Origin of the sequence: Pseudomonas sp. BS3782 TE3695, from assembly GCF_050435305.1 — a bacterium.
Classification (GTDB): domain Bacteria; phylum Pseudomonadota; class Gammaproteobacteria; order Pseudomonadales; family Pseudomonadaceae; genus Aquipseudomonas.
The window spans coordinates 4,330,891-4,352,555 of the sequence record NZ_JBNDKB010000001.1; the positions used below are offsets into that span (position 1 = coordinate 4,330,891).

General features: G+C 59.5%; 20 protein-coding genes, 1 tRNA gene and 1 pseudogene. 10 read left to right on the forward strand and 12 right to left on the reverse strand.

Translation table 11 applies throughout. From position 1 onward, the window contains the following. Positions 1-111: 111 nt before the first annotated feature. The 3 genes from ABH909_RS19345 to ABH909_RS19355 all read left to right on the forward strand — a co-directional run bounded on the left by ABH909_RS19345 (position 112) and on the right by ABH909_RS19355 (position 3,316). The gene (locus tag ABH909_RS19345) at positions 112-975 is read left to right on the forward strand and encodes a LysR family transcriptional regulator (protein WP_429436243.1); all 864 of its coding nucleotides are present in this window, start codon (positions 112-114) and stop codon (positions 973-975) included. Between the two features lie 110 nt (positions 976-1,085). Beyond that, complete coding sequence (locus tag ABH909_RS19350) at positions 1,086-2,231, forward strand: sterol desaturase/SRPBCC family protein (RefSeq protein ID WP_429436246.1); 1,146 nt, start codon at positions 1,086-1,088, stop codon at positions 2,229-2,231. Further along, entirely contained in the window at positions 2,228-3,316 is a 1,089-nt protein-coding gene (locus ABH909_RS19355; protein ID WP_429436248.1) for an SMP-30/gluconolactonase/LRE family protein, read from the forward strand. The genes ABH909_RS19350 and ABH909_RS19355 overlap by 4 nt, the downstream gene beginning before the upstream one ends. Positions 3,317-3,464: 148 nt before the next feature. Here the strand turns inward: ABH909_RS19355 and ABH909_RS19360 are convergent, their stop codons facing one another. Continuing rightward, entirely contained in the window at positions 3,465-3,725 is a 261-nt protein-coding gene (locus ABH909_RS19360) for a hypothetical protein (protein WP_429436250.1), read from the reverse strand. A 107-nt stretch (positions 3,726-3,832) separates the two neighbouring features. Next, positions 3,833-4,075, reverse strand: coding sequence for a hypothetical protein (locus ABH909_RS19365; protein WP_429436253.1), 243 nt, complete (start codon positions 4,073-4,075; stop codon positions 3,833-3,835). Positions 4,076-4,293: 218 nt separating this feature from the next. On the opposite strand from ABH909_RS19365, the gene ABH909_RS19370 reads away from it, so the two are divergent. Continuing rightward, positions 4,294-4,815, forward strand: a complete 522-nt coding sequence (locus ABH909_RS19370; protein ID WP_429436256.1) for a DUF4142 domain-containing protein — start codon at positions 4,294-4,296, stop codon at positions 4,813-4,815. A 157-nt stretch (positions 4,816-4,972) separates the two neighbouring features. Here the strand turns inward: ABH909_RS19370 and ABH909_RS19375 are convergent, their stop codons facing one another. From ABH909_RS19375 to ABH909_RS19400, 6 genes are all read right to left on the reverse strand, one after another. Next, positions 4,973-7,084 carry an ATP-binding protein gene (locus tag ABH909_RS19375; protein WP_429436258.1) on the reverse strand — a complete coding sequence of 704 codons (2,112 nt, stop codon included), beginning with the start codon at positions 7,082-7,084 and terminating at the stop codon, positions 4,973-4,975. 129 nt (positions 7,085-7,213) lie between these two features. Further along, positions 7,214-10,312 carry an error-prone DNA polymerase gene (locus ABH909_RS19380; protein ID WP_429436261.1) on the reverse strand — a complete coding sequence of 1,033 codons (3,099 nt, stop codon included), beginning with the start codon at positions 10,310-10,312 and terminating at the stop codon, positions 7,214-7,216. Then, positions 10,288-11,703 (reverse strand): Y-family DNA polymerase, encoded by a 1,416-nt coding sequence (locus tag ABH909_RS19385; RefSeq protein WP_429436263.1) that lies wholly within the window; start codon positions 11,701-11,703, stop codon positions 10,288-10,290. Before ABH909_RS19385 ends, ABH909_RS19380 begins: the two co-directional genes overlap by 25 nt. Positions 11,704-11,710: 7 nt before the next feature. After that, positions 11,711-12,328 carry a translesion DNA synthesis-associated protein ImuA gene (gene imuA / locus ABH909_RS19390; RefSeq protein WP_123722357.1) on the reverse strand — a complete coding sequence of 206 codons (618 nt, stop codon included), beginning with the start codon at positions 12,326-12,328 and terminating at the stop codon, positions 11,711-11,713. Then, on the reverse strand, positions 12,328-12,945 hold the full coding sequence (gene lexA, locus ABH909_RS19395; RefSeq protein ID WP_253548010.1) for a transcriptional repressor LexA: 618 nt from the start codon (positions 12,943-12,945) through the stop codon (positions 12,328-12,330). The genes imuA and lexA overlap by 1 nt, the downstream gene beginning before the upstream one ends. Before the next feature lie 206 nt (positions 12,946-13,151). Further along, positions 13,152-14,039: a Dyp-type peroxidase gene (locus tag ABH909_RS19400; RefSeq protein WP_429436267.1), complete on the reverse strand. Its 888-nt coding sequence runs from the start codon at positions 14,037-14,039 to the stop codon at positions 13,152-13,154. Positions 14,040-14,248: 209 nt separating this feature from the next. Here ABH909_RS19400 and ABH909_RS19405 point away from each other — a divergent pair, with 209 nt between their 5' ends. Beyond that, on the forward strand, positions 14,249-15,874 hold the full coding sequence (locus ABH909_RS19405; protein WP_237884375.1) for an NADP-dependent glyceraldehyde-3-phosphate dehydrogenase: 1,626 nt from the start codon (positions 14,249-14,251) through the stop codon (positions 15,872-15,874). Between the two features lie 7 nt (positions 15,875-15,881). Here the strand turns inward: ABH909_RS19405 and ABH909_RS19410 are convergent, their stop codons facing one another. Further along, the gene (locus ABH909_RS19410; RefSeq protein WP_429436269.1) at positions 15,882-16,775 is read right to left on the reverse strand and encodes a DMT family transporter; all 894 of its coding nucleotides are present in this window, start codon (positions 16,773-16,775) and stop codon (positions 15,882-15,884) included. Positions 16,776-16,910: 135 nt separating this feature from the next. On the opposite strand from ABH909_RS19410, the gene ABH909_RS19415 reads away from it, so the two are divergent. Genes ABH909_RS19415 through ABH909_RS19425 form a run of 3 tightly spaced genes read left to right on the forward strand, consistent with a single transcriptional unit; the run spans position 16,911 to position 18,151 of the window. Then, positions 16,911-17,348 carry an Lrp/AsnC family transcriptional regulator gene (locus tag ABH909_RS19415; RefSeq protein WP_008006559.1) on the forward strand — a complete coding sequence of 146 codons (438 nt, stop codon included), beginning with the start codon at positions 16,911-16,913 and terminating at the stop codon, positions 17,346-17,348. A 57-nt stretch (positions 17,349-17,405) separates the two neighbouring features. Continuing rightward, positions 17,406-17,735, forward strand: coding sequence for a YceK/YidQ family lipoprotein (locus ABH909_RS19420; RefSeq protein ID WP_429436272.1), 330 nt, complete (start codon positions 17,406-17,408; stop codon positions 17,733-17,735). 11 nt (positions 17,736-17,746) lie between these two features. Beyond that, positions 17,747-18,151, forward strand: a complete 405-nt coding sequence (locus ABH909_RS19425) for a VOC family protein (protein ID WP_429436274.1) — start codon at positions 17,747-17,749, stop codon at positions 18,149-18,151. 58 nt (positions 18,152-18,209) lie between these two features. On the opposite strand, the gene ABH909_RS19430 is transcribed toward ABH909_RS19425, so the two are convergent. Continuing rightward, the gene (locus tag ABH909_RS19430; protein ID WP_007898177.1) at positions 18,210-18,881 is read right to left on the reverse strand and encodes a Bax inhibitor-1/YccA family protein; all 672 of its coding nucleotides are present in this window, start codon (positions 18,879-18,881) and stop codon (positions 18,210-18,212) included. A gap of 124 nt (positions 18,882-19,005) precedes the next feature. Here ABH909_RS19430 and ABH909_RS19435 point away from each other — a divergent pair. Then, positions 19,006-19,093, forward strand: a tRNA-Ser gene (locus ABH909_RS19435). A gap of 370 nt (positions 19,094-19,463) precedes the next feature. On the opposite strand, the gene ABH909_RS19440 is transcribed toward ABH909_RS19435, so the two are convergent. Next, positions 19,464-20,486, reverse strand: coding sequence for a hypothetical protein (locus tag ABH909_RS19440; RefSeq protein WP_429385727.1), 1,023 nt, complete (start codon positions 20,484-20,486; stop codon positions 19,464-19,466). 138 nt (positions 20,487-20,624) lie between these two features. Here ABH909_RS19440 and ABH909_RS19445 point away from each other — a divergent pair, with 138 nt between their 5' ends. Then, complete coding sequence (locus tag ABH909_RS19445) at positions 20,625-21,296, forward strand: TetR/AcrR family transcriptional regulator (RefSeq protein ID WP_429385725.1); 672 nt, start codon at positions 20,625-20,627, stop codon at positions 21,294-21,296. Between the two features lie 97 nt (positions 21,297-21,393). Here ABH909_RS19445 and ABH909_RS19450 read toward each other — a convergent pair. Further along, positions 21,394-21,531: pseudogene (locus ABH909_RS19450) on the reverse strand (arsenical resistance protein ArsH); the annotation flags it as partial. Positions 21,532-21,665 lie beyond the last annotated feature (134 nt).

Sequence of the window (21,665 nt, forward strand, 5' to 3'; positions counted from 1 at the left end):
CGAACACAAACACTGTAGGAGCTGCCGAAGGCTGCGATCTTTTGATCTTGCTTTCTATCCGCTGGCGGCGCCTGCTCTTACAATGCCCGCACCTCCCGCATCGGCCTGCCCATGGACATCGACCTCGCCCGCACCTTTCTGGAAATCGTCCGCCACGGCAGCCTGGCCGCGGCGGCCGAAAAGCTGCACGTCACCCAGACCGCGATCACCGCCCGCGTGCAAAAGCTCGAAAGCCAGCTCGGCAGCACGCTGTTCGTGCGCAACCGTGCCGGGGCACGCCTGACACCCAACGGTGAGGCCTTTGTGGTTTACGCCAATCAACTAGTGCAGACCTGGGAAGCAGCGCGCCGGGACTTGCCGCTGCCCGAGGGTTACCGCGACGTGCTACACATCGGTGGCGAGGTCAGTCTGTGCAACCCTTTGATGCTCAGCTGGGCCGGCGAGTTGCGCGATAAAATCCCCAGCCACGCCCTGCGCATGGAAATCCGCGACGGCGAAAACCTGCTGCGGCAACTGGAACTGGGGGTGCTGGATGCGGCGCTGGTCTATCAGCCCGAGTACTGGCCACGCCTGCAAGTCGAGCAGGTGCTGGAAGAAAAACTCATTTTGGTACGCTTGGCCGGCCAGCCCGAGCCTTACGTGTATATCGATTGGGGCCCGGACTTTCGTCGTCAGCACGATGCCGCACTGCCGGAAAAGGCCAAGGCCGCCTTGAGCTTCAACCTCGGGCCGCTGGCCTTGCAATACATCCTGGAAAACGGCGGCAGTGGCTATTTCCGCACCCGCGTAGTCCAGAGCTATCTGGAAAGCGGTGTTCTGGAGCCAGTGCCCAAAGCACCGGAATTCAGCTATCCGACCTACCTGGTTTACTCCCGGGACCGCGATTCGGTGACCCTGCAACGAGCTTTCGACTTACTGCGTGAAGTGATCAAGTCGGACGACGATTGGTCCCAGCGCTGGAACCCCTTGACCTGACGCCAGGCGTCTTGCACCGGAGCATGGCGCATGTGACCTCAAGGTTGGACCGGCCTCTGCGGTGGGATCGACTAATCTGCTGGTGATAACAATAACCACAGGTGAACGCAGTGAGGCAGACCACCGAAGCATTCCGCGCGCGCTACCGTGCCGATATTCATCCGCTCTACAACCCCTGGCTGCATGGCGCCTTTGTGTTGCTGTTCGGGTTGCTGGCCATCGGCGCATTCTGGAGCACCGTGCATCAGGTACAACCCCTGGAATGGCTGGCGGTACCGCTGACCCTGTTGTTCTTCAACTTCGGCGTCTACGTCGTGCATCGGCATCTGGGGCACCATAAAAAGCGCTTGGCGCGAATGTTCTACGCCCGTCACGCCGGTGACCATCACAGCTTTTTCACCCCCGGCCACATGACCTACGACAGCGCCCGGGACTGGCGGGTGATTCTGTTTCCGGCCTGGCTGATTGTGTTGCATACCCTCGTCATCACCACGCCCGCCTGGTGGCTGTTGGCTCAATTCAATGACAACGTTGCAGGGCTGTTCGGCGGTTGCATGGTCCTCGGTTACCTGACTTATGAGGTGTTTCACGCTTGCGAACATCTACCACCCGGCAACCCGCTGACACGTCTGCCGTGGATTCGCCAGATGCGCCGTCTGCATGAACTGCACCATCGCCGTGAGCTGATGCAGGAGCGTAATTTCAATATCGTGTTTCCACTGATGGACTACCTGTTCGGCACCTTGTACTGGGAGTCGGAGCAAGCGTCCATGCACCTTACGAGAGCGCCCATGACCCGCCTGCAGCACGTGGTCGATATCGCTGGAAATCCGCTCGCCGTGCTCGCCTACGCCAGCACCGCGACACGTTGGCCAGAGTGGCATCCGTCCTCCCTCAAGGTCGATGGCCAGAGCGGCCCTTTGTATGCCGGGGCGCGGTTCGAGGAAGACATTCGGGCCGGTGGGCGTGAGGGACATCTGAGTTGGGAGGTCGACGAATACTTGCCCGGCCGTCGCTGGAGCGCTCGGGCCCAAGACGATCATGGGCTGTCGTTGGTGTTGACTTACGAGTGCGAGGCTTTGGGCGACGGCACACGGTTTATCCGCACCCTGGAATATTGCTTCAGCGGTGTGCTGATGCGCATTGCCAATCGATTGTTGCTCAAGCGGCGCATCGAGCGTGAATCGGCGCAATCGATGCTGGCGTTACGCGAGATGGCGCAAAAACATCTGGCCTCGACAGGAGTCACCGCGTGAAAAGAGCCTTCAGGTTTCGGCATTTATTGTTGCTGTTGATCATCGTGATTGGCGGCTTCCTGTTGTTATTACCCACCAAGGTCCAGCCGATTGCCTGGACACCGTCACCAGCGCCCTCCCTCATCGATGGTATCTACACAGACAATCAGCGCCTCAAAGGCGTGGAACGTGTCGGTGCCGCTGACATCGACGGCCCGGAGGCATTGCTGCTGGAAGAAAACATCCTCATCACCGGCCTGCATGATGGCCGGTTGATTAGCACCAGCCTCGACGGCAATACCACCAAGGTGCTGGCCGATACCGGTGGCAGGCCATTGGGCCTGGCGCGCCATCCCAATGGTTTGCTGGTGATCGCCGACGGGGTCAAGGGTTTGCTGTCCCTCGATGCTCAGGGCCGTGTGGCTGCATTGAGCACCACGGCCAATAACGTGCCCTTCGGCTTTACCGATGACGTGGTCATAGACAAGTCCGGGCATTACGCCTATTTCAGTGATGCTTCCAGCCGGTGGGGTTACGGCAAGGATGGCGAGGCGATCATCGAGCACGGTGGTGACGGCCGATTGCTGCGATATGACTTCCAGACCGGCAAAACGACGGTCCTGCTGGAGAAACTGGAGTTCGCCAACGGTGTGACCCTGGGGCCTGACGATGCGTTCGTGCTGGTCAACGAAACCGGCGCCTATCGCATCAGCCGCTATTGGCTGACCGGGCCGAAAGCCGGGACACACGATCTGTTTATCGACAATTTGCCGGGGCTGCCGGACAACCTGGCATTCAATGGTCGCGACCGTTTCTGGGTGGCGCTGTATGCACCGCGCAATGCACTGCTCGATGCCACCGCGCCCTACCCGCTGGTACGCAAAATGATCGTGCGCGCGATGACGGTCTTGCCCATACCGGTGGAGAAACGCGCCTTCGCGCTCGGCCTTGACCTCGACGGTAAAGTAATCGCCAATCTGCAGGATGCCAGCAGCGGCAACTACTCCCCCATCACCACCGTGCGCGAGTATGGGGACTGGTTGTATCTGGGATCGCTGAAAGCGCGGCACATGGCGCGGTTGCCGTTGAGTACGGCATTGCAGTAGTAAAGGTGGTCAACCTGTGGGAGCGGGCTTGCTCGCGAAGGCGGACTGACATTCAACATTGATGTCGACTGACATGGCCTCATTCGCGAGCAAGCCCGCTCCCACAGTTGATCGGGGTGCCGCGAGATTTGCGATCAACACTCGTGAATCAACGTGGATCCATCTCACCGTCACGAACCGAATTGTCTGTCTCTTCGCGCACTCGCTCCGGGTCGATGTCAGTGACGTCATCCTGCTCCAGAGGCGTTATGCCCTCATTGTCCGGCAATTCATCAATGCCCGGCTCGTCCTCGGGGTTGACGGTGGTACGCCCCGGGCTAAGGGGGTCCGGATGTTTCGGAATCGGGTCGTAGCTGCCCTGTTGTTCGCTGGGGTACTTTTCTTTATCGGGAAAGGCTGAATGGGGCATGGGGCACCTCGCATGGGCCGCAAAGTCGGCTCTGATCGTTCGAGGTGCCGGTATTTATCACCATTCCAATTTTTCAGTCACCGGTTGTCGGTGGTTGACTATGGAGGTCAGGATGACGTCTGGAGTCGTTCAACGATCTTGTTCTTTACCTGCACGCGCTTCTCCTTGAGCTTCTTCAGTTCGTCATCGCTGAGTGCATTCGATTGTGCAGACTCGGCTTTCACCACTTCCGCGTCCGTCTGGGAGTACTTGTTGAGCAGTGAATCCAGTAACGGATCCTTGGTGCGTTTTTGCTGGATCTCTTCCTTCGTGCAGCGCAAGTCCTGATAAAGGTCATGAGTCACCGGCATGGAACACCTCCGTTGGTTAATCGGTAGCGAACGCGATCGATTGCGCTCACCAGCTATCAGAATGGCCTTGCTTATGGTGTTCTGTCGACCGCCTATCAGACCAGCGGTGTCCGTTCGTCGTCCTGTCGCAAATGCGATAAAACCTTTGCCCGATCGTCCGTCTCCATTGATTAACGATCACCTGGATCGCCCATAAAAATCTGTGTGGAGAATGACCGATGGACGGATTCAATCTGCGTCACCTCGCCCTGGCCGTAGCCTTGAGCACCGGCATGGGCACGGCTTTTGCCGCCACTTCCAACGACTTCGTCGATGACGCCGCCGAGGGTGGCATCGCGGAAGTCGAGACCAGCAAACTGGCCCTGGAAAAAAGCTCATCAGCCGACGTAAAGGCGTTCGCCAATATGATGGTCACCGATCATTCCAAAGCCAATGAAGAACTGGCGGCCCTGGCGAAAAAGCACGACATCGAGATGCCGGACACCACAACGGTGGTCAAACAGGCCAAGGAAAAAATTCTCGACCTGCGCGATGAATCCTTCGACAGGGCCTACGCCAACAATCAGGTGAAGGCTCACGAAGAAACGATTGAACGGTTCAAAAAACAAGCCAACACAGTAACGGACGACAAAACCAAAGGCGCCACCGATCTCAAGGCCTTTGCGCAAAAAATGCTGCCGTCGCTGGAAAAACATCTGGACATGGCGAAAAAACTTCAGGCGGCTCATCCCGACAAATAAGCCCACGCGCTGATGACAGTCAGTCAAAGCGCGGAACCTGTGGGAGCGGGCTTGCTCGCGAAGGCGGCAGCACAGTCAATATTGATGTTGCCTGGCACCCCGCTTTCGCGAGCAAGCCCGCTCCCACATGGATTGCGCAATCAATGAAAATCCAGAATCAACCCCCCAGCACGTTGCGGATCTTACTCAACAGTGCTTCAGGGCCATAGGGTTTGCTCAGCAGATAAGTATCGGGGCTGAGTTGGTGATTGCGCGAAATGATGTCCCGGGTGTGGCCGGAGGTAAACAGCACCGCCACCGGTGGATTCTGTACCTTGGCCCAAGCGGCCAGATCCGCGCTTTTGATCAGACCGGGCATGACCACATCGGTGAAGATCAGGTCCACCGACGCGCCATCGAGCAACATCTGCATGGCCAGGTCACCGTTGGCCGCGGTCAACACCTGATAGCCCTCTTCATGTAACAAATCCACTGCCGAGCCACGCACCGCTTCGTTGTCCTCGACCACCAGAATGGTTTCGTTCCCGCCCCGATGCAGCGGATCATGACGCATTGTTTCACCGGGCAACGGGCGCAAGCTGCGGGGAAAATACAACTGCACCCGAGTGCCCTGCCCGACGACGCTGGAAATCTCGATGTGCCCACCGCTCTGTTTGACGAAACCGAACACCATGCTCAAACCCAGGCCGGTGCCCTGGCCGTCGGCCTTGGTGGTGAAAAACGGTTCAAAGGCTTGGGCGAGCACTTGAGGCGGCATGCCGACACCCGTATCAGCCACCGCGACGCAAACATAGTCGCCGGCGACGATGCCCTTGCCTGCGCAAAACTTGCGGTTGAGGGCAATGTTCTCGGCGCTGAGGGCTATGGTCCCCTCGCCGCTCATGGCGTCTCGGGCGTTGATCGCCAGGTTGAGAATGGCGTTTTCCAATTGATTGCGATCCACATAGAGATGCCATGAATGGTCAGGCGCCGTCACCTTGATCTGAATAGTCTCCCCCAGCGCCCGTTGCAACAATTCACCCAGCCCTTCGAAGATCTGCCGTGGATCGCAGACCGCCGGCGACAAAGGCTGACGACGGGCGAACGCGAGCAATTGCGACGACAGTTTGGCACCGCGCTCGACCGCGGCAATTGACGCACTGACCCGGCGTTGCACGTTGGCGTTGTCCGGCTCGTGACGCGCCAGTAAATGCAGATTGCCGGCGATGACCTGCAACAGGTTGTTGAAGTCATGGGCCACGCCGCCGGTAAGACCGCCGATGGCTTCGAGTTTCTGTGATTGGCGCAACTGCTCTTCGGCCGCCAGCCGCGCGTCGACTTCATCGGCGACTCGTTGCTCCAGGTTGCGGGTGAATTTGAGCAAGGATTCTTCGGCGGTCTTGCGTTCATGAATGTCAATCAACACCCCGGGAAAGCGGAACGCCTCGCCTTTTTCATCGAACTCGCAACAGCCGCTGGCCAGCACCCACAGGTAACTGCCATCGGGCCGCAAAACCCGGTACTCGGCGTTGTAGGGGATGCCCGTTTCCACCGATTGATTGATCCGCTCCTGAACCCAACCGCGGTCGTCGGGATGAACCTGCATCTCGGCGATGAGCGGTGGCAGGTTGGCCAGGTCCTGATCGGGCGGGTAGGAAAACGTGCGGGCGAAGCGTTCGTCGGCAGACAACACATCAGCCTTGATATCCCAGACGAATGAGCCGAGCAAAGCCCCGGCATTGAGCGCCAGGCGAACTCTTTCGTTGTCGGCGCGATAAGCGCGTTCAGCTTCCTGGCGCCGGCGCTCGGAAATCACATGGTCAGTGGTGTCGACCACCATCGCCATGACTCCGGCCGGATGCCCGTCATCATCGGCGACAGGACTGTAGTAAAGATCCATCCAGACGTCTTCGGGTACGCCATCACGCAACAGCACCAGGGCTTTGTTGTGATAGGACAAGGTGCCGCCCGCCAGGCAGGTGTCCACCACATGCCGATTGAATTCGGCAACCTCTGGCCAGCCCAATTCCACCGGGGAGCCCAGCAGGTAAGGATGTCGTCCTCCGGCAAATCTCGAATAGGCATCGTTGTAGATCATGTAACCGGGCCGGCCCCACAACATCACCATCGGCAGGGGTGAGGCGAGCAATAGCTGTACCGCGCTGCATAAGCTCCCGGGCCAGGTATCGATGGGCCCCAGCTCGGTCAGGCTCCAGTCGAACGTACGAATGCGTCCGGCCATTTCGCCGCTCCAGCCGGTACATCCGTGGCTATTGTCTAGAAACTGCATCGACTGGCCTATGTCCTGTGGATGACATGTTTTCAGGCAGTGCAACGGCGTGAGGAGACGGTGCGTGCCCGTTTGTTTCGAGCATCGCCGACGCCAATGGTTTCATAGAGGTATAGCTGAATGTCAAAGTCAGCGGAAATCCCGGCTGCGCACGTGAATACCGTCGAGCAGTGAACTCAGGTCGCTCAGGCGTCCGGCAATCAGATGCCGCACCTCCCCTTCCTTTTCCCAGCGCCCATCGACCTTGAGCAATTGCGAGCCGACCAGTACCTGCCGTTGCCGTTCGGCCAGGTCGCGCCAGACCACCACGTTGACGTTGCCGAACTCGTCTTCAAGCGTCACGAAGGTCACGCCACTGGCGGTCCCCGGACGTTGCCGACCGGTGACCAGCCCGGCGACGCTGACCGGTCGACCGTGCTCGACATCCATAAGCTCTTTCGAACTGCGGCAACGCCGGGCTTTCAACTCGCCTCGCAGCAATGCCAGCGGGTGCGGGCCGAGGGTAGTGCCAAGACTGTTGTAATCGGCTTGCAAATCCTCGCCCACGGTGGGTTTGGGCAGAGACACCGTCGGCTCTTCCTGGCTGGGCAAACCGGCAAACAAGCCGAGCTGCTTTTGCACCCCCGCCACTTCCCAACGCGCCCGATGCCGGTCACCGGCCAGCCCGCGCAACGCACCGGCATCGGCCAGTTGCTCCTGGGCGCGGGCATCGAGTCGCGCCCGTTCGCCAAGGTCGGCGATGTCGGCAAACGCCCCTTTCGACCGTGCGACTTCAATACGCCGGGCATCGTCCTCGCGAAAGCCCTTGATCATCCGCAATCCCATGCGAATGGCCGGCTGCGCGCCGATAATCGGTTCCAGGCTGCAATCCCAGTCACTGGCCCGCACATCCACCGGACGAATCTGCAAATGATGCCGACGGGCGTCCTGAAGAATCTGGTCCGGGCTGTAGAAACCCATGGGCCAGCTGTTGATCAGCGCACAGGCGAAGGCTGCCGGCTCGTGGCATTTCAACCAGCAACTGGCATAGGTCAGCAAGGCAAAACTGGCCGCGTGGGATTCGGGAAAGCCGTAATTACCGAAGCCTTTGATCTGCTCGAAGATCTGCGCAGCGAACTCCGCCGTGTAGCCGTTTTTCTTCATTCCGTCCGCCAGACGTTCCTTGTGCGGTTCCAGTCCGCCGTGGCGTTTCCAGGCGGCCATGGAACGGCGCAATTGATCGGCCTCGCCGGGACTGTAGTCGGCGGCGACAATCGCGATCTGCATCACTTGCTCCTGAAACAGTGGCACGCCCAACGTACGTTCCAGCACCGCTTCGAGTTCTTTCGACGGATAGATCACCTCTTCTTCGCCCTTACGCCGCCGCAGATAGGGATGCACCATCCCGCCCTGAATCGGCCCCGGGCGAACGATCGCCACCTCAATCACCAGGTCATAGAAGGTCGTGGGTTTGAGCCTGGGCAGCATCGACATCTGAGCCCGGGATTCAATCTGGAACACCCCGATGGTATCGGCACGTCCGATCATCTCGTAGGTTTGCGGGTCTTCGGCCGGTACCGTTGCCAGACTCAGGTCCCGGCCACGGTGCCGTCGCAGCAGGTCGAAACAACGGCGAATCGCGCTGAGCATGCCCAGCGCCAGAATATCGACCTTGAGCAGCCCGACCGCATCCAGATCGTCCTTGTCCCACTGGATGATGGTGCGCTCGGCCATGGCGGCGTTTTCCACCGGCACCAGGCTGTCCAAGGGCTGCTCGGAAATCACGAAACCGCCAGGGTGCTGGGACAGGTGCCGGGGGAAACCGATCAACTGTCCTGTCAGGCTCAGCACTCGGCGCAACACCGGGCTGTCGGGATCGAAACCACCTTCACGCAGACGCTCGACGGGAGGCGCCTGATCACTCCAGTGACCGCAGCAGTCGGCCAGGGCGTTGACCTGATCGGGCGGCAAACCCAGTGCCTTGGCCACATCGCGGACTGCGCCGGCACCATGGTAAGTGCTGACCACCGCCGTCAGCGCCGCGCGGGTCCGACCATAACGCTGAAACACGTATTGCAGGACTTCTTCACGCCGCTCGTGCTCGAAATCGACGTCAATGTCTGGCGGCTCGTTGCGCTCTTTGGAAAGAAACCGCTCGAACAGCAACGTGCTCCGCTCCGGATCGATCTCCGTAATCCCCAGCACGTAGCACACCGCCGAGTTGGCCGCAGAACCGCGCCCCTGACACAGGATGTGTTGCTTGCGGGCGAAATTGACAATGTCGTGAACGGTCAGGAAATAACTTTCGTACCCCAGCTCGGCAATCAGTTGCAGTTCCTTGTCGATCTGCGCCAACACCTCGTCTTTAGGGCCTTTTTCCCAGCGCCACCGAACACCCTTTTCGGCCAATTCCCGCAGCCAGGACGTAGCCGTGCGCCCCTCAGGCACCAGCTCCCGGGGATATTGATAACGTAACTGACCGAGGTCGAAGGTGCAGCGCCGGGCGATGTTCAGCGTTTCGTCGAGCAGTGCCTGCGGATAAAGATCGCGCAAGGCGTCGAGGCTGCGTAGATGCCGTTCGCCATTGGGGTGCAGGCGCAACCCGGCCTCGGCCACCGGCAAGTGATGACGAATCGCAGTCATGGTGTCCTGCAAGGCGCGACGGCCACGGGCGTGCATGTGCACATCGCCGCTGGCCACCGCCGGGATCCGCAATTCCCGCGCCAGGGTCAGCAGCGCCGCCAGTCGCCGGGTGTCGTCCTGCCCGCGATGTAACTGAACGCTCAGCCACAGGCGCTCGGCGAAGGTCTGCTTCAGCCAGTGACCCTGCTCAACGTCATCGACGGCGTCCGGCACCCACAACGCCAACAGCCCCGGCAACGGCTCGGCGAAATCCTCCCGCAGCACTTGATACTGACCTTTCTGCGTACGGCGTCTGGCGCGGGTAATCAGGCGGCACAGGGTTTGGTAACCCTCGAGGCTTTCGACCAGCAGCACCAGTTTCGTGCCGTCTTCGACGCGTATTTCACTGCCGATGATCAGCGGCAATTCCACGGCCTTGGCCGCCTGCCAGGCGCGGACGATGCCCGCCAGGGTGCATTCGTCGGTGATCGCCAACGCTCGATAGCCCTGCTTTTTCGCCCGTTGGAAAAGCTCGAGCGCACTGGAAGCACCGCGCTGGAAACTGAAGTTCGACAGGCAGTGCAGTTCGGCATAATCGACACTCATGCGAACCAGCCTTGCAGCCACAACGGACCGCCTTCGCCCACCGCCCGATAGGCCCAGCCCTGCTGACCGGAACGGGTTTCGATCAGGTAATAATCGCGGCGCACATCGTCGCCGTCCCACCAGCCCGACTCGATACGTTCCGGCCCCATGAGGATGCGCGTCGAACCTTCGTGTACTGCCTGCGGTTCCGTCAGCAACCACCCTGGTCGTTGCACCGCAGGCAGCGCCCCACAAATCTGGCTGTCGACACTGGCCTGCCACGCGCATTCCGGCCGGTGATCGGCCTGGAACCGCAAGCCTTGCACCGCGTCATCCCCCAACCGTGCGCGCAAGCGTTCGCGCAGTTGCTCCCAAGGCAAGGATTGCTGCGGGCGATCATCGAACAGTTCCTGGTACTGGGGCACAAAGGTCGGCAAATCTTCGGCGCGCAGACGAAAACCGCGCACCGGCGCCTCGACCTGAACCTGCTCCAGCCTCCCCCGGGCCAGCTCGAACAGCATCGCCGGATCGCGCTCGGCACTGAGCAGGCCGACCTTGATCAGCGTGTCTGGCAACCCGGCGTGCTCCAGATGCAGGTCAAAACGCTGCACACCGCTGTCGCGCCCGCAGAGGAACGCCGCCAGATCGCCGGTCAGCCTGCGCAATGGAAACAGCAATGCCTGATGGGATTGCACCTCGAAATTGAGCTCAATGCGCACATCGAAACGGTCCGGCGGCAGGTAAAACGCCAGAGCCAGGTGCCGTAAGCCGAACAGGGTGTCCAGATGCTTGAGCACCCGGGCTTCGAAACGCCGGGCCAGGCTATGTCGTGGCAGCGCCTGTACCTGACGCAAAGTGCGCAACCCCATGCGCGACAGTGCCGTGGCAACGCTTGGCTCCAGGGCGATCCGGTCAACGGGCAACTGCCCGAGGTGATGCTGCAAAGCGTCATTGTCCGGCACCACCAGACCGTCATAAACGTTGGCCAGCACCCGCGCCGCCACCGGGTTGGGCGCGGCGACAATTCGGTGACGAAACCCCAGCTCGCCAAGTTCCGTCCGCAACCGCGCCTCGAACTGCGGCCAAGGCCCGAACAAGCCCAGGCTGGATTCGATTTCAAACACCACGGCGCGCGGGTAATGCACGCTGACCTGAGAACTGAACCGATAGGCCCAGGCGGCCAGGAATTGCTGCCAGTGCTCGATCTCGGCGGCGTCGTATTCAGCGGTGACAAACCCTTTGCTCAGGGCCTGAGCGGCGGTCATCGACTGGCCGGGACGCAAGCCCAGCGCCCGCGCCGAGCCGTTGACCGCTTGCAGCACCCGACGCTGGGCCGGGCCGGTCAGCAGCGCCAGCGGCTCATTGGGGTCGGGGCGCTGACGCAATACCGCGTCCAGCGCCAATTGCGGGAAGAGAATACAAACCCAGCGCATGGCAACCTCAATGCCCGACGGCAAAGGCAATCGGCGCCGAACGGGCCAGCCCGCCCCGGCACTTGAGCACTCGCAATTGCGCAGGTTTGGCGTCGATGGCGATGCGCAGGGCCGCTGGCGACGGGTTGATGGCTTCACTGATCGAGCGATAGGCGAACGCCAGGGTCTGACCGGTTTCCGCCGCCACCTGCAAACGTCGCAATGCCCGATCGTCGGCTTTATGCGGCCAGCACAACACCGCCCCGCAACTGCCCGAACGCAGGCATTGTTCCGCCGCCCACAGCGCATCGCGCTCACTGGCCTGGATGATCGACAGTTGCCGCAAATCGACCCCTGCGTTCTGCCAGGCCTGGGGATACGGCACGTAAGGCGGCGCCACCAGCACGATGCGCTCCCCCGCCGCCGACAGCCGCGCCAGCGCCGGCCACACCAGCTGCAACTCACCCACGCCCTGCCCGGCCAACAGGATTTCAGTCAGCGCCGCTTCCGGCCAGCCACCCGTGGGCAATGCTGCATCCAGCGCCGCATGCCCGGTGGGTTGCGGGCTGACGGCCGGTGGTGCAGGCCGGCCCTTCCAGACCTGGCCGCCATTGAACAGCGTATCCAACGCAACGACGGCGCCCATTACCCTTGCCTCACCAGACCGCAGAACACGCCTTCGATGGCCAGATCCTGATCGGCTCGAACAATGATCGGTTTGTAAGCCGGATTGCGTGGTAACAGCCGAACAGAATCGCCGACCCGCTCGAAACGCTTGATGGTGACTTCGCCGTCGAGCCGCGCCACGACGATCTGGCCGTTGACCGCTTCGGGATTGCGCCGCACGCCCACCAGATCGCCGTCGAGAATGCCGTCCTCGATCATCGAATCGCCCTGCACCCGCAGCATGTAATCCGGTAGCCGCGAGAAGATCGACGGATCAAGCAGCAAACGGCTGTGGACTTCGGCATCGGCACCGATCGGCGCACCGGCCGCCACTCGACCGAGTACCGGAACGTCCAGTAGTTCGGGCCGCGGCGGTTGATTCAATAGCCGAATGCCGCGCGCCTGATGTGCATTGACCTCGATGAAACCGGCCTCGGTCAGCGCCAGCACATGCTTGCGCGCCACGCTACGGGAGGCGAAGCCAAAGGCCTCGCTGATTTCAGCGAGGCTGGGGGGCTGACCATGTTCGGCGATTCGATCGCGGATGAAGGTCAGGATGGCGGTACGGCGGGGAGTTAAAGTCGTCATGGAGTACATTTGTACTCTTTTGGACTTTTCCTGACAAGGACTTGTAGAAGCTGTGTAGGAGCTGTGTAGGAGCTGTCGAGTGAAACGAGGCTGCGATCTTTTGATTCTTGCTCTTTAAAAACAACATCAAAAGATCGCAGCCTCGTTTCACTCGTCAGCTCCTACATCTTCAACCAAGACAGAACCGGCATCGGCGTGTCCGATTTACCCGAGGTTTAGCCGACACGCAGTGCGCGCAGGTCAAGGCGACCGTCCTTGAGCGGCGGGCACCAGTAGTAGCCGCCGGTGATCGGTCGGCTGATGCGATACAGACCGTCGGTAATGCCGTCTTCCAGACCGCTCATGCGCCGCAACTGGGATTCGAACGCATCGAGGGAAAAACCGAAGGCCAGGAACATCAGGCCGGCACGATCGCCTTCGATCCACGGCATCGAGCGACGGACCACGAAGGCTTCAGGTGAGAAGCTTTCCTGGGCGGTGCGCTTGACGTGGGCAGAGATCGGCGCGTCATCGATTTCTTCGTTGTCGCTCAGGCGACGGCCCATGATGTTGTCTTTCTCATGGGGCGGCAACGCGTGGAAACCTTTCAAATCATGCTGCCACTGCTGGATCGCGGCGAAGCTGCCACCGACCAGACCGTCCGCGCCGTCGCTCAACAATGCAGCGGCCACAGCGGCTTCATCGTGAGGGTTTTCGGTGCCGTCTTCGTAACCGGTCAAGTCGTGCCCGGTCATGTGGCGGAAGGTTTCGTTCATCTGCACCACACGCAGGGCCGGTGCCAGCGCGGCTTCGAGTGCACGGCTGCGATTGAGCAGTTCGCCACGGTCAACCCCGTGCAGCCAGCACCAGAGCGCGTGTTGGGTCGACGGGTTGTCGACACCCACACCGACCAGCGCAGGAAAAGCGCGCAGCCCATCGATCTGCGCGTGCAGCGCCTTGACCAGGGAGTCACCAAAACCGACTACAGCCGATTTGCCGTCCACCAGGCGCATCAGGTTATCCAGCGCAGCCGGCAGTGCCTCGGCGGATTCAAGGGCGAAGAACATATGACGAGCTTGAGGCGGAACAGGGGTGGCGAGAATGCCCGGCTGGTAATAACTCATATGAACTCCTTTGAGAAAGAGCATGAAGTTTAACCGGGGGATCGTTACTTGTGTGTTTTCAGGGCAAAAGATCGCCCCGTAGCAGCTGCCGACAGATTCGCGACCCATAACGCCGAGCAAAAAAATCATAAGATGAGCCATGACAAGCGAGTCCGAGGTCTGCTAAAACGATTCATCAGTGCATCACCCAATCCAGACGGGGTAGCGATATGACCACAGCACAAATCCTTGGCAACCTGTTTCCCACCGCCGACAACGTCCCGGAAAAGTACCGCCTCAATGGCCCGACCGAGCAGCGCGAGTATCTGGTCGATGGCGAACTGAAAACCTGGTCCGGGCCCCTCGCTCAAGTCCGCAGCCCGGTGTACCTGAGCGGTGCGAATGGTGATGAACAGGTGATTCTCGGCAGCACGCCACTGCTCGATGCCGATACTGCACTGACCGCACTCGACGCCGCCGTCCGCGCCTATGACCGCGGCCAGGGCCTGTGGCCGACCATGCGCGTGGCCGAGCGCATCCAGCACGTCGAAACCTTCCTGGCTCGCATGCGCGAACAGCGCGAGGCGGTGGTCAAGTTGCTGATGTGGGAAATCGGTAAAAACCTCAAGGACTCGGAAAAAGAGTTCGACCGCACCTGCGACTACATCGTCGACACCATCAATGCCCTCAAGGAACTCGACCGCCGCTCCAGCCGCTTCGAACTGGAGCAGGACACCCTCGGCCAGATCCGCCGCGTGCCGTTGGGCGTGGCGTTGTGCATGGGGCCTTACAATTACCCGCTGAACGAAACCTTCACCACGCTGATTCCCGCGCTGATCATGGGCAACACCGTGGTATTCAAGCCGGCCAAGCTTGGGGTGCTGTTGATTCGCCCGTTGCTGGAAGCCTTTCGCGACAGCTTCCCGGCCGGAGTCATCAACGTTATCTATGGCAGCGGCCGCGAGACGGTCAGCGCCCTGATGGCCAGCGGCAAGATCGATATCTTTGCGTTCATCGGCACCAACAAGGCCGCCAGCGACCTGAAAAAACTCCACCCAAGGCCTCACCGCCTGCGCGCGGCGCTGGGCCTGGACGCGAAGAACCCCGGCATTGTTCTGCCGGAGGTCGATCTGGACAATGCGGTCAGCGAAGCCGTCACCGGCTCCCTGTCGTTCAACGGTCAACGCTGCACCGCGCTGAAAATCCTCTTCGTCCATGAAGACGTGGTCGAAGCGTTCATCGAGAAGTTCAACGCCAAACTCGCCGGCCTCAAACCCGGCATGCCGTGGGACAGTGGCGTGGCCCTGACGCCATTGCCGGAATCAGGCAAGGTCGATTACCTGCACACCCTGGTGGCGGACGCGGTCAGCAAAGGTGCAGCCGTGGTCAACCCCAATGGCGGTGAGTCCCGCGCATCGTTCTTCTACCCGGCGGTGCTGTACCCGGTGACACCGCAGATGCGCGTCTACCAGGAAGAACAGTTCGGCCCGGTCGTGCCGATCGTGCCTTACCGTCATTTGGACACCGTGATCGATTACGTCCTGGAATCCGACTTCGGCCAGCAACTGAGCATCTTCGGCACCAACCCGGTGGCGGTCGGCAGGCTGGTGGACACCTTCGCCAACCAGGTCGGACGGATCAACCTCAACGCCCAGTGCCAGCGCGGTCCGGACACTTATCCGTTCAACGGCCGCAAGAACTCCGCCGAGGGCACGCTGTCGGTGCACGATGCGCTGCGGGTATTTTCGATTCGGACCCTGGTGGCGACCAAGTTCCAGGAGAGCAGCAAAGAGCTTCTCAGCGAGATCATCAGCGGACGCAACTCGAGTTTCCTGACCACTGATTACATCTTCTGAGGCCTGTTTACTGCGCCGCCACCCGCCGAAGCTTCAGGCTCCAACCCTGTTGCATCCCGGCGGCGGCCAACAGGATCGCGGCGACACCGATCCATTGCAGCGGCTCCAGGCGATGGCCGAAGGCGAACCAGTCGACGAAAATCGCCGCAATCGGGTAGATGAACGACAACGCGCCGGTCAGCGCTGTCGGCAGTTTTTGAATCGCGCCGTAAAGCAGCACATACATCAGACCGGTATGCACGATGCCCAGGGTCACCAGACTGGCCCAGGCATCGGGCGTTTGCGGTATCGCCGAGAAATGCGCAAAGGGCGCGAGCAATAGCACGCCGGTGCACACCTGGACCAATGCGATCAGATGCGGTGGTGTGCCGGTCAGGCGCTTGATGATCAGCGCGGCAACCGCGTACAGAAAGGCAGCCCCTAGCGCCAGACCAATCCCCATCAGGTAATCGTTACCGCCCTCGCCCTGCTCACCGTGTGCGCTGACAATCGCCAGCATTCCAAGAAAGGAAATGCCCAGCCAGAACAACTTCTGCAGGGTGATCTTCTCCCCCAGGAACAACGCAGCCAGCCCCACCAGCATGAACGGCTGGACGTTATAAACCGCCGTGCCAATGGCAATCGAGGCGCGGGAATAGGATGCGAACAACAGCACCCAGTTACCGACAATCGCCACACCGCTCAGTACGGCCAACAGAAAAGTGGTGGACGTCAAAATGCCGGGGCGCAGGAAGCCGAACGCCGCGCAAATCAGCAACAAGGTGCCGGCGCCGAACACGCAGCGCCAAAACACCACGTCCAGCACCGGTTGCCCGGACACCAGCACGAACCAGCCAATGGTCCCGGAAATCAGCATGGCGGCGGTCATTTCGAATGAGCCGCGACGTATTGTTTTGTCCATCATCAACCTCCTGTGTTTGAGCCCAAAGTATGCCAATCCATTTGGGGGCTTCTCCAGCGCAAAAAGCAGGCTAAACTCGGCTTTCGCCTTTTTTATCAAGGCTTATTCAACCGATTGCCTAACAGGGGATTCGCCATGACCGACGACATCGACCAAGTGCTGATCAGCGCGCTGATGGAAGATTCACGCCGCTCGCTCAAGGCCCTGGCACAGATCAGCGGCCTGTCCTCGCCCAGCGTCGCCGAGCGCCTGCGCCGCCTCGAAGAACGTGGCGTGCTCAAGGGCTACACCGTCGAGATCGACCCCAAATGCTTCGGTTACCAACTCCAGGCCATTGTCCGCATTCGCCCATTGCCGGGCCAGTTACAGGAAGTGGAGCGACAGATTCAGGCCATCCCCGAATTCACCGAGTGCGACAAAGTCACTGGCGATGACTGCTTCATCGCCCGCCTGCACGTGCGCTCGATGGAACAGCTGGACACCCTCCTCGATCGCCTCAACAGCCACGCCGAAACCAACACCGCCATCGTCAAGAAGACCCCGGTCAAACGCCGGCTGCCACCGATGGCTTGAGTGCTGTTTTGTTCGCGAAGAGGTAGATTGGGGTTTTTCCGGCGAAGGATTGGCGGTATGAAAACTCAAGTCATGTTACTGGCGGTAATGATACTCACTGGTTGCGGCACGTTTCAGACCGTGGTGCGCAGTGACGAGGCAGCGGCGAAGAGTCTCAAGGAACAGAAAACCTACTGCGGTGCGGTTCCCCGGATCTATAGCGGCGTGACGTATGACTTTTGCAGTCTGCATGCACCTCCAGGCCCGGGCATCGATGAGTACAAATACAACAACGGCACGCCCTTTGTACTGATCGACGTAGTGATTTCCGGCGTTCTCGACACCATGCTGCTGCCCTACACCATTTATCGGCAACAGGCTGATGGCAGCATCATTGTGGTCGAATAAGGAGCAGATGAATGTTGTCTCACGTTTTTATCGGCATCACCGATTTCGATCGTGCATTAGCGTTCTACCGACCGATCATGGATGCACTGCAGCTGCAGATGAAATTTTGCGATCCCGGTAAACCCTGGGCGGCGTGGATGAGTAAGGATGCGCCGCGTCCGCTGTTCGTCATTGGCACTGCGTTCGACGAACAGCCGGCCACACCGGGGAACGGGCAGATGATCGCCCTGCTTGCGCCGAGTCACGAGATCGTCAAACGCTGTCACGCACTGGCCATGGCTCATGGTGGATCCTGCGAGGGGCCGCCGGGCCTGCGTCCGCATTACCATCCCGATTACTTCGGCGCCTATATGCGCGACCCGGACGGCAACAAACTCTGCGTGTGTTGCCACGAACCTGATCAAAACCAACGCTGAGCCAAATCACAGACAATAAAAAACCCGCCTAAGCGGGTTTTTTACTCAAGGCTGGCGATCAATCATCGCGGCTCATGATGCCGAACAGTTGCAGCAAGCTGACGAACAGGTTGTAGATCGATACGTACAGGCTGATGGTCGCCATGATGTAGTTGCGCTCACCGCCGTGAATGATGGCGCTGGTCTGGAACAGAATGCACACCGAGGAGAACAGCACGAAACCTGCGCTGATCGCCAGTTGCAGACCGCTGATCTGGAAGAACAAGCTTGCCAGTGTCGCGCCCAGCAGCACAAAGAAACCAGCGGTGATGAAACCACCGAGGAAACTCATGTCCTTACGGGTAATCAGCACATAAGCCGACAGGCCGCCAAACACCAGCGCGGTCATCGCGAAGGCCGAGCTGACGACTTCCGCACCGCCCTGCATACCCAGGTAACGGTTGAGAATCGGGCCGAGCAGGAAACCCATGAAACCGGTCAGCGCGAACGCAGAAACCAGGCCCCATGCCGAATCACGGAGTTTATTGGTGAGAAAGAAAAGGCCGTAGAAGCCGATCAGCACCACGAAGATATTCGGGTAGCCGACACGCATCTGCTGTGCGACAAACGCCATCACGCCGCTGAATGCGAGGGTGAGAGCGAGTAGACCGTAAGTGTTGCGCAGGACGCGGCTAACCTCTAGCTGCTCAGCCTGCACGCTGTTATTCACTGCGTAATCCTGTTCGCGCATGGCGACACTCCTGTTGGGTTTGAAACGTTCAGTCGCAAAGATCATAACAGACGCTCTGTAACAAGCCATGCACAGAGTTTGACAGTGTGTTTCATTCAGGTATTATGGCGCCCGCAACGCAAACGGAGGTGTGGCCGAGTGGTTTAAGGCAACGGTCTTGAAAACCGTCGACTGTAACAGGTCCATGAGTTCGAATCCCATCGCCTCCGCCATCTTTATACGACAAAGCCCTGATTTTTCAGGGCCTTGTCGTTTCTGGCTTTTGGAAAAACCTCACAGCCCACACTCCAGCCCACACCTTGGATGAAGTCTTGCTTTTCGACCGGCGGCTAGTTTTTCGAATGGCCTGTTGCGTGCACCTACCGTTCTGAGAAACGGGCTCAGGGGGAGTTTTCGCAGGAAGCGCCGGAACGAATGTAGAGATCGCGATCTTCTCCTCGACGCAGCCCACAAATTACACACAAACAATAACGCCGCTCAGTGAGCGGCGTTTTTGCGTTTTTGGAGAAAGAAACGAGACTCGTATCTGGCGTCCGATTCATTGAAACCTAAGGGGTTTCTTTCTTTCCAGAACAGGATTATTCAGAGTCGAAATCTCAGTTTTCGCTCGGTGCCGGTTAGCGGGCTTATTTCGCCCCACGCCCAGTACGTCTCTGGTTCCCTTGTGTCTCCTACCCGGCGCCAGCGTCCTTCGTTCTGAGGGGTCGACGGCTGAGATTTTCCGAGAAAATCAGGCATACGCCCTTTCGGATCGGGGATGAACTCCCATAGAGAGTCCCCGGCGCGCAGGTAGATGGCCTGAGGGAAGTTTCGATCGGGGCCAGCCTTTACGATGGCTTCGACATCGGTGCAGGTGGTGACCACCTGTTGGTCCGTGGTTATAAGTGCGAAACCCCATCGGTCATGTCCGGCACTAAAGTGGCCCCCCTCAAATGAGCCATCCTTATAGCGCGTTCCCCAAGTGTACCAAGTGACGTGCGTATGATCGCCGGCCATTGGATCTCCATCGCCATACAGCATCGCGTCTTCGCGCATGAACACAGTGTCGGCGCAGACGAAGCCCCGAACATCACGGCCGGCTAGTTTACCCGTCACTTGGAACATTGCTGAAGCGTAATAGATACCTGAGTCAGTCTGCGGCAGGTACCAATGCAGGCCGGGACCACAGAGGCTACCGTGCAATTCCATCACACCCTGCTCGCGCCATTGCAGCGTGTCCGAGCCGTAGACAATCTCGTAGGCGGCGCCGTCAGCGTCGGTCGGACTACGACGAAAGGCGTTGCCGTTCTCAATGCCGCTAACAACGTTCTTGCCGGACGCGGCGCCTTGGAATAACGGGGGATCGAAATGCAGGCACCCCTCAGCATTGCGCGATGACTGGATGATGAGACTATCCCGCCCTCCTTTGCTCGTATCACAAAAGCGCCGGGTTAGGGAATAGAGATGACCTTCGTCGTCTCGCAACGTCCCATAGTGCAGCGCGCCTTCCCAACTAAGGCCAAAATAGCCTCTAGTTTCAATCAGTCGTTCAGGTTCATATAAATGCGGCCCGACTAGGGGCTTGTAGCCGAAATTACCTCGTTGAGGCCATTGCAGATTGGACATGTGCAGCTTTCTCCTATATGGACAGTGTACAGAGGCGCCGGAATCAACGTTTCGACCGGTACTACGTAGAGAGCCAGGCGGGCCGCGGCCAGGACCATAATGGTACGGTCGTGTATCTTTATCAAGGGTTACTTGTACATGAAGCAAACCATTTCTACTGAGTCCGACGCAGCTGCTGCATCAGGCGAGCTTCGCAAGCCGCGTAGAGGGCGCCCGTCGCAAGCCGACGCGCCGCGTTTGGAGCAGCATCTGCTTGATATTGCGCACCGCCTTTTCGTCGCCAATGGATATGACGTAACGACCATGGACTCCATTGCGATGGAAGCGCGTGTTTCCAAGCGAACGCTTTATCTTCGTTACCCTAGAAAAGAGCTGCTGTTTGCGGCGGTGATAGCCGACCATACGGTTCGCAGTTTCGCAGCAGTGCAGGCGGTGCTGAAGCGATTTGAAAGCGACCCTAGTTTGGATTTGCGCGCACGGTTACAGATGTTGGGTCATGTCTTCGTGGAGCAAGCTGTTAATCCGGATACCCTATCTTTAGATCGGAGTATGGCGACTGCTGCCAAGCGCTTCCCCGAACTACTCGATTCGCTGCACAGAGCTGGATATGAGCGCGCTACTTCCATAGTCCAAGCCTTGCTATCAGAGGCGGGGGCCATGGAGTCAGAGATTTCCGCACAGGCCTTTTATTCGTTGCTCGTACTTGCTCCGATTCGAGAGCGTCTAAGGGACGGGAAACAGCAGGTTCCAGACGTTAACCGAGTGATTGACTTCATCACCGCTGGGGCTCGAATTTCTGCGACATGTTGAAGTCTGCATCAACACCTATTTAAGGCTCGTTTTAGTTCGGAAGGTAGTTGGTCGGAAGCTTAGGTTCGGGAAAACGCCCGACCTGGTCGACCGATCACAAATCACAGAAATCCTGAATCTTGGGATGCTCAACCGGAGCACCGTCTGGCAGCGGCAAGCCGGATGGGTTGCAGGTGCAAGTTTCTACGTCAAAATATTCCAGCCGTCGTGCTGCTTGCTCCGTCAGCAAGCGGCTGACGTGCGCTCCAACTTCGATCGTGTTACCTCGATATCGAGCATCTGCCTCATGAAGGCTCCAGGGTCATCATTCCGCCTCTGTTGCTAACTCGATTCAGAACGCGCTGCTACCGAAGACACTCGAAGGTTGCG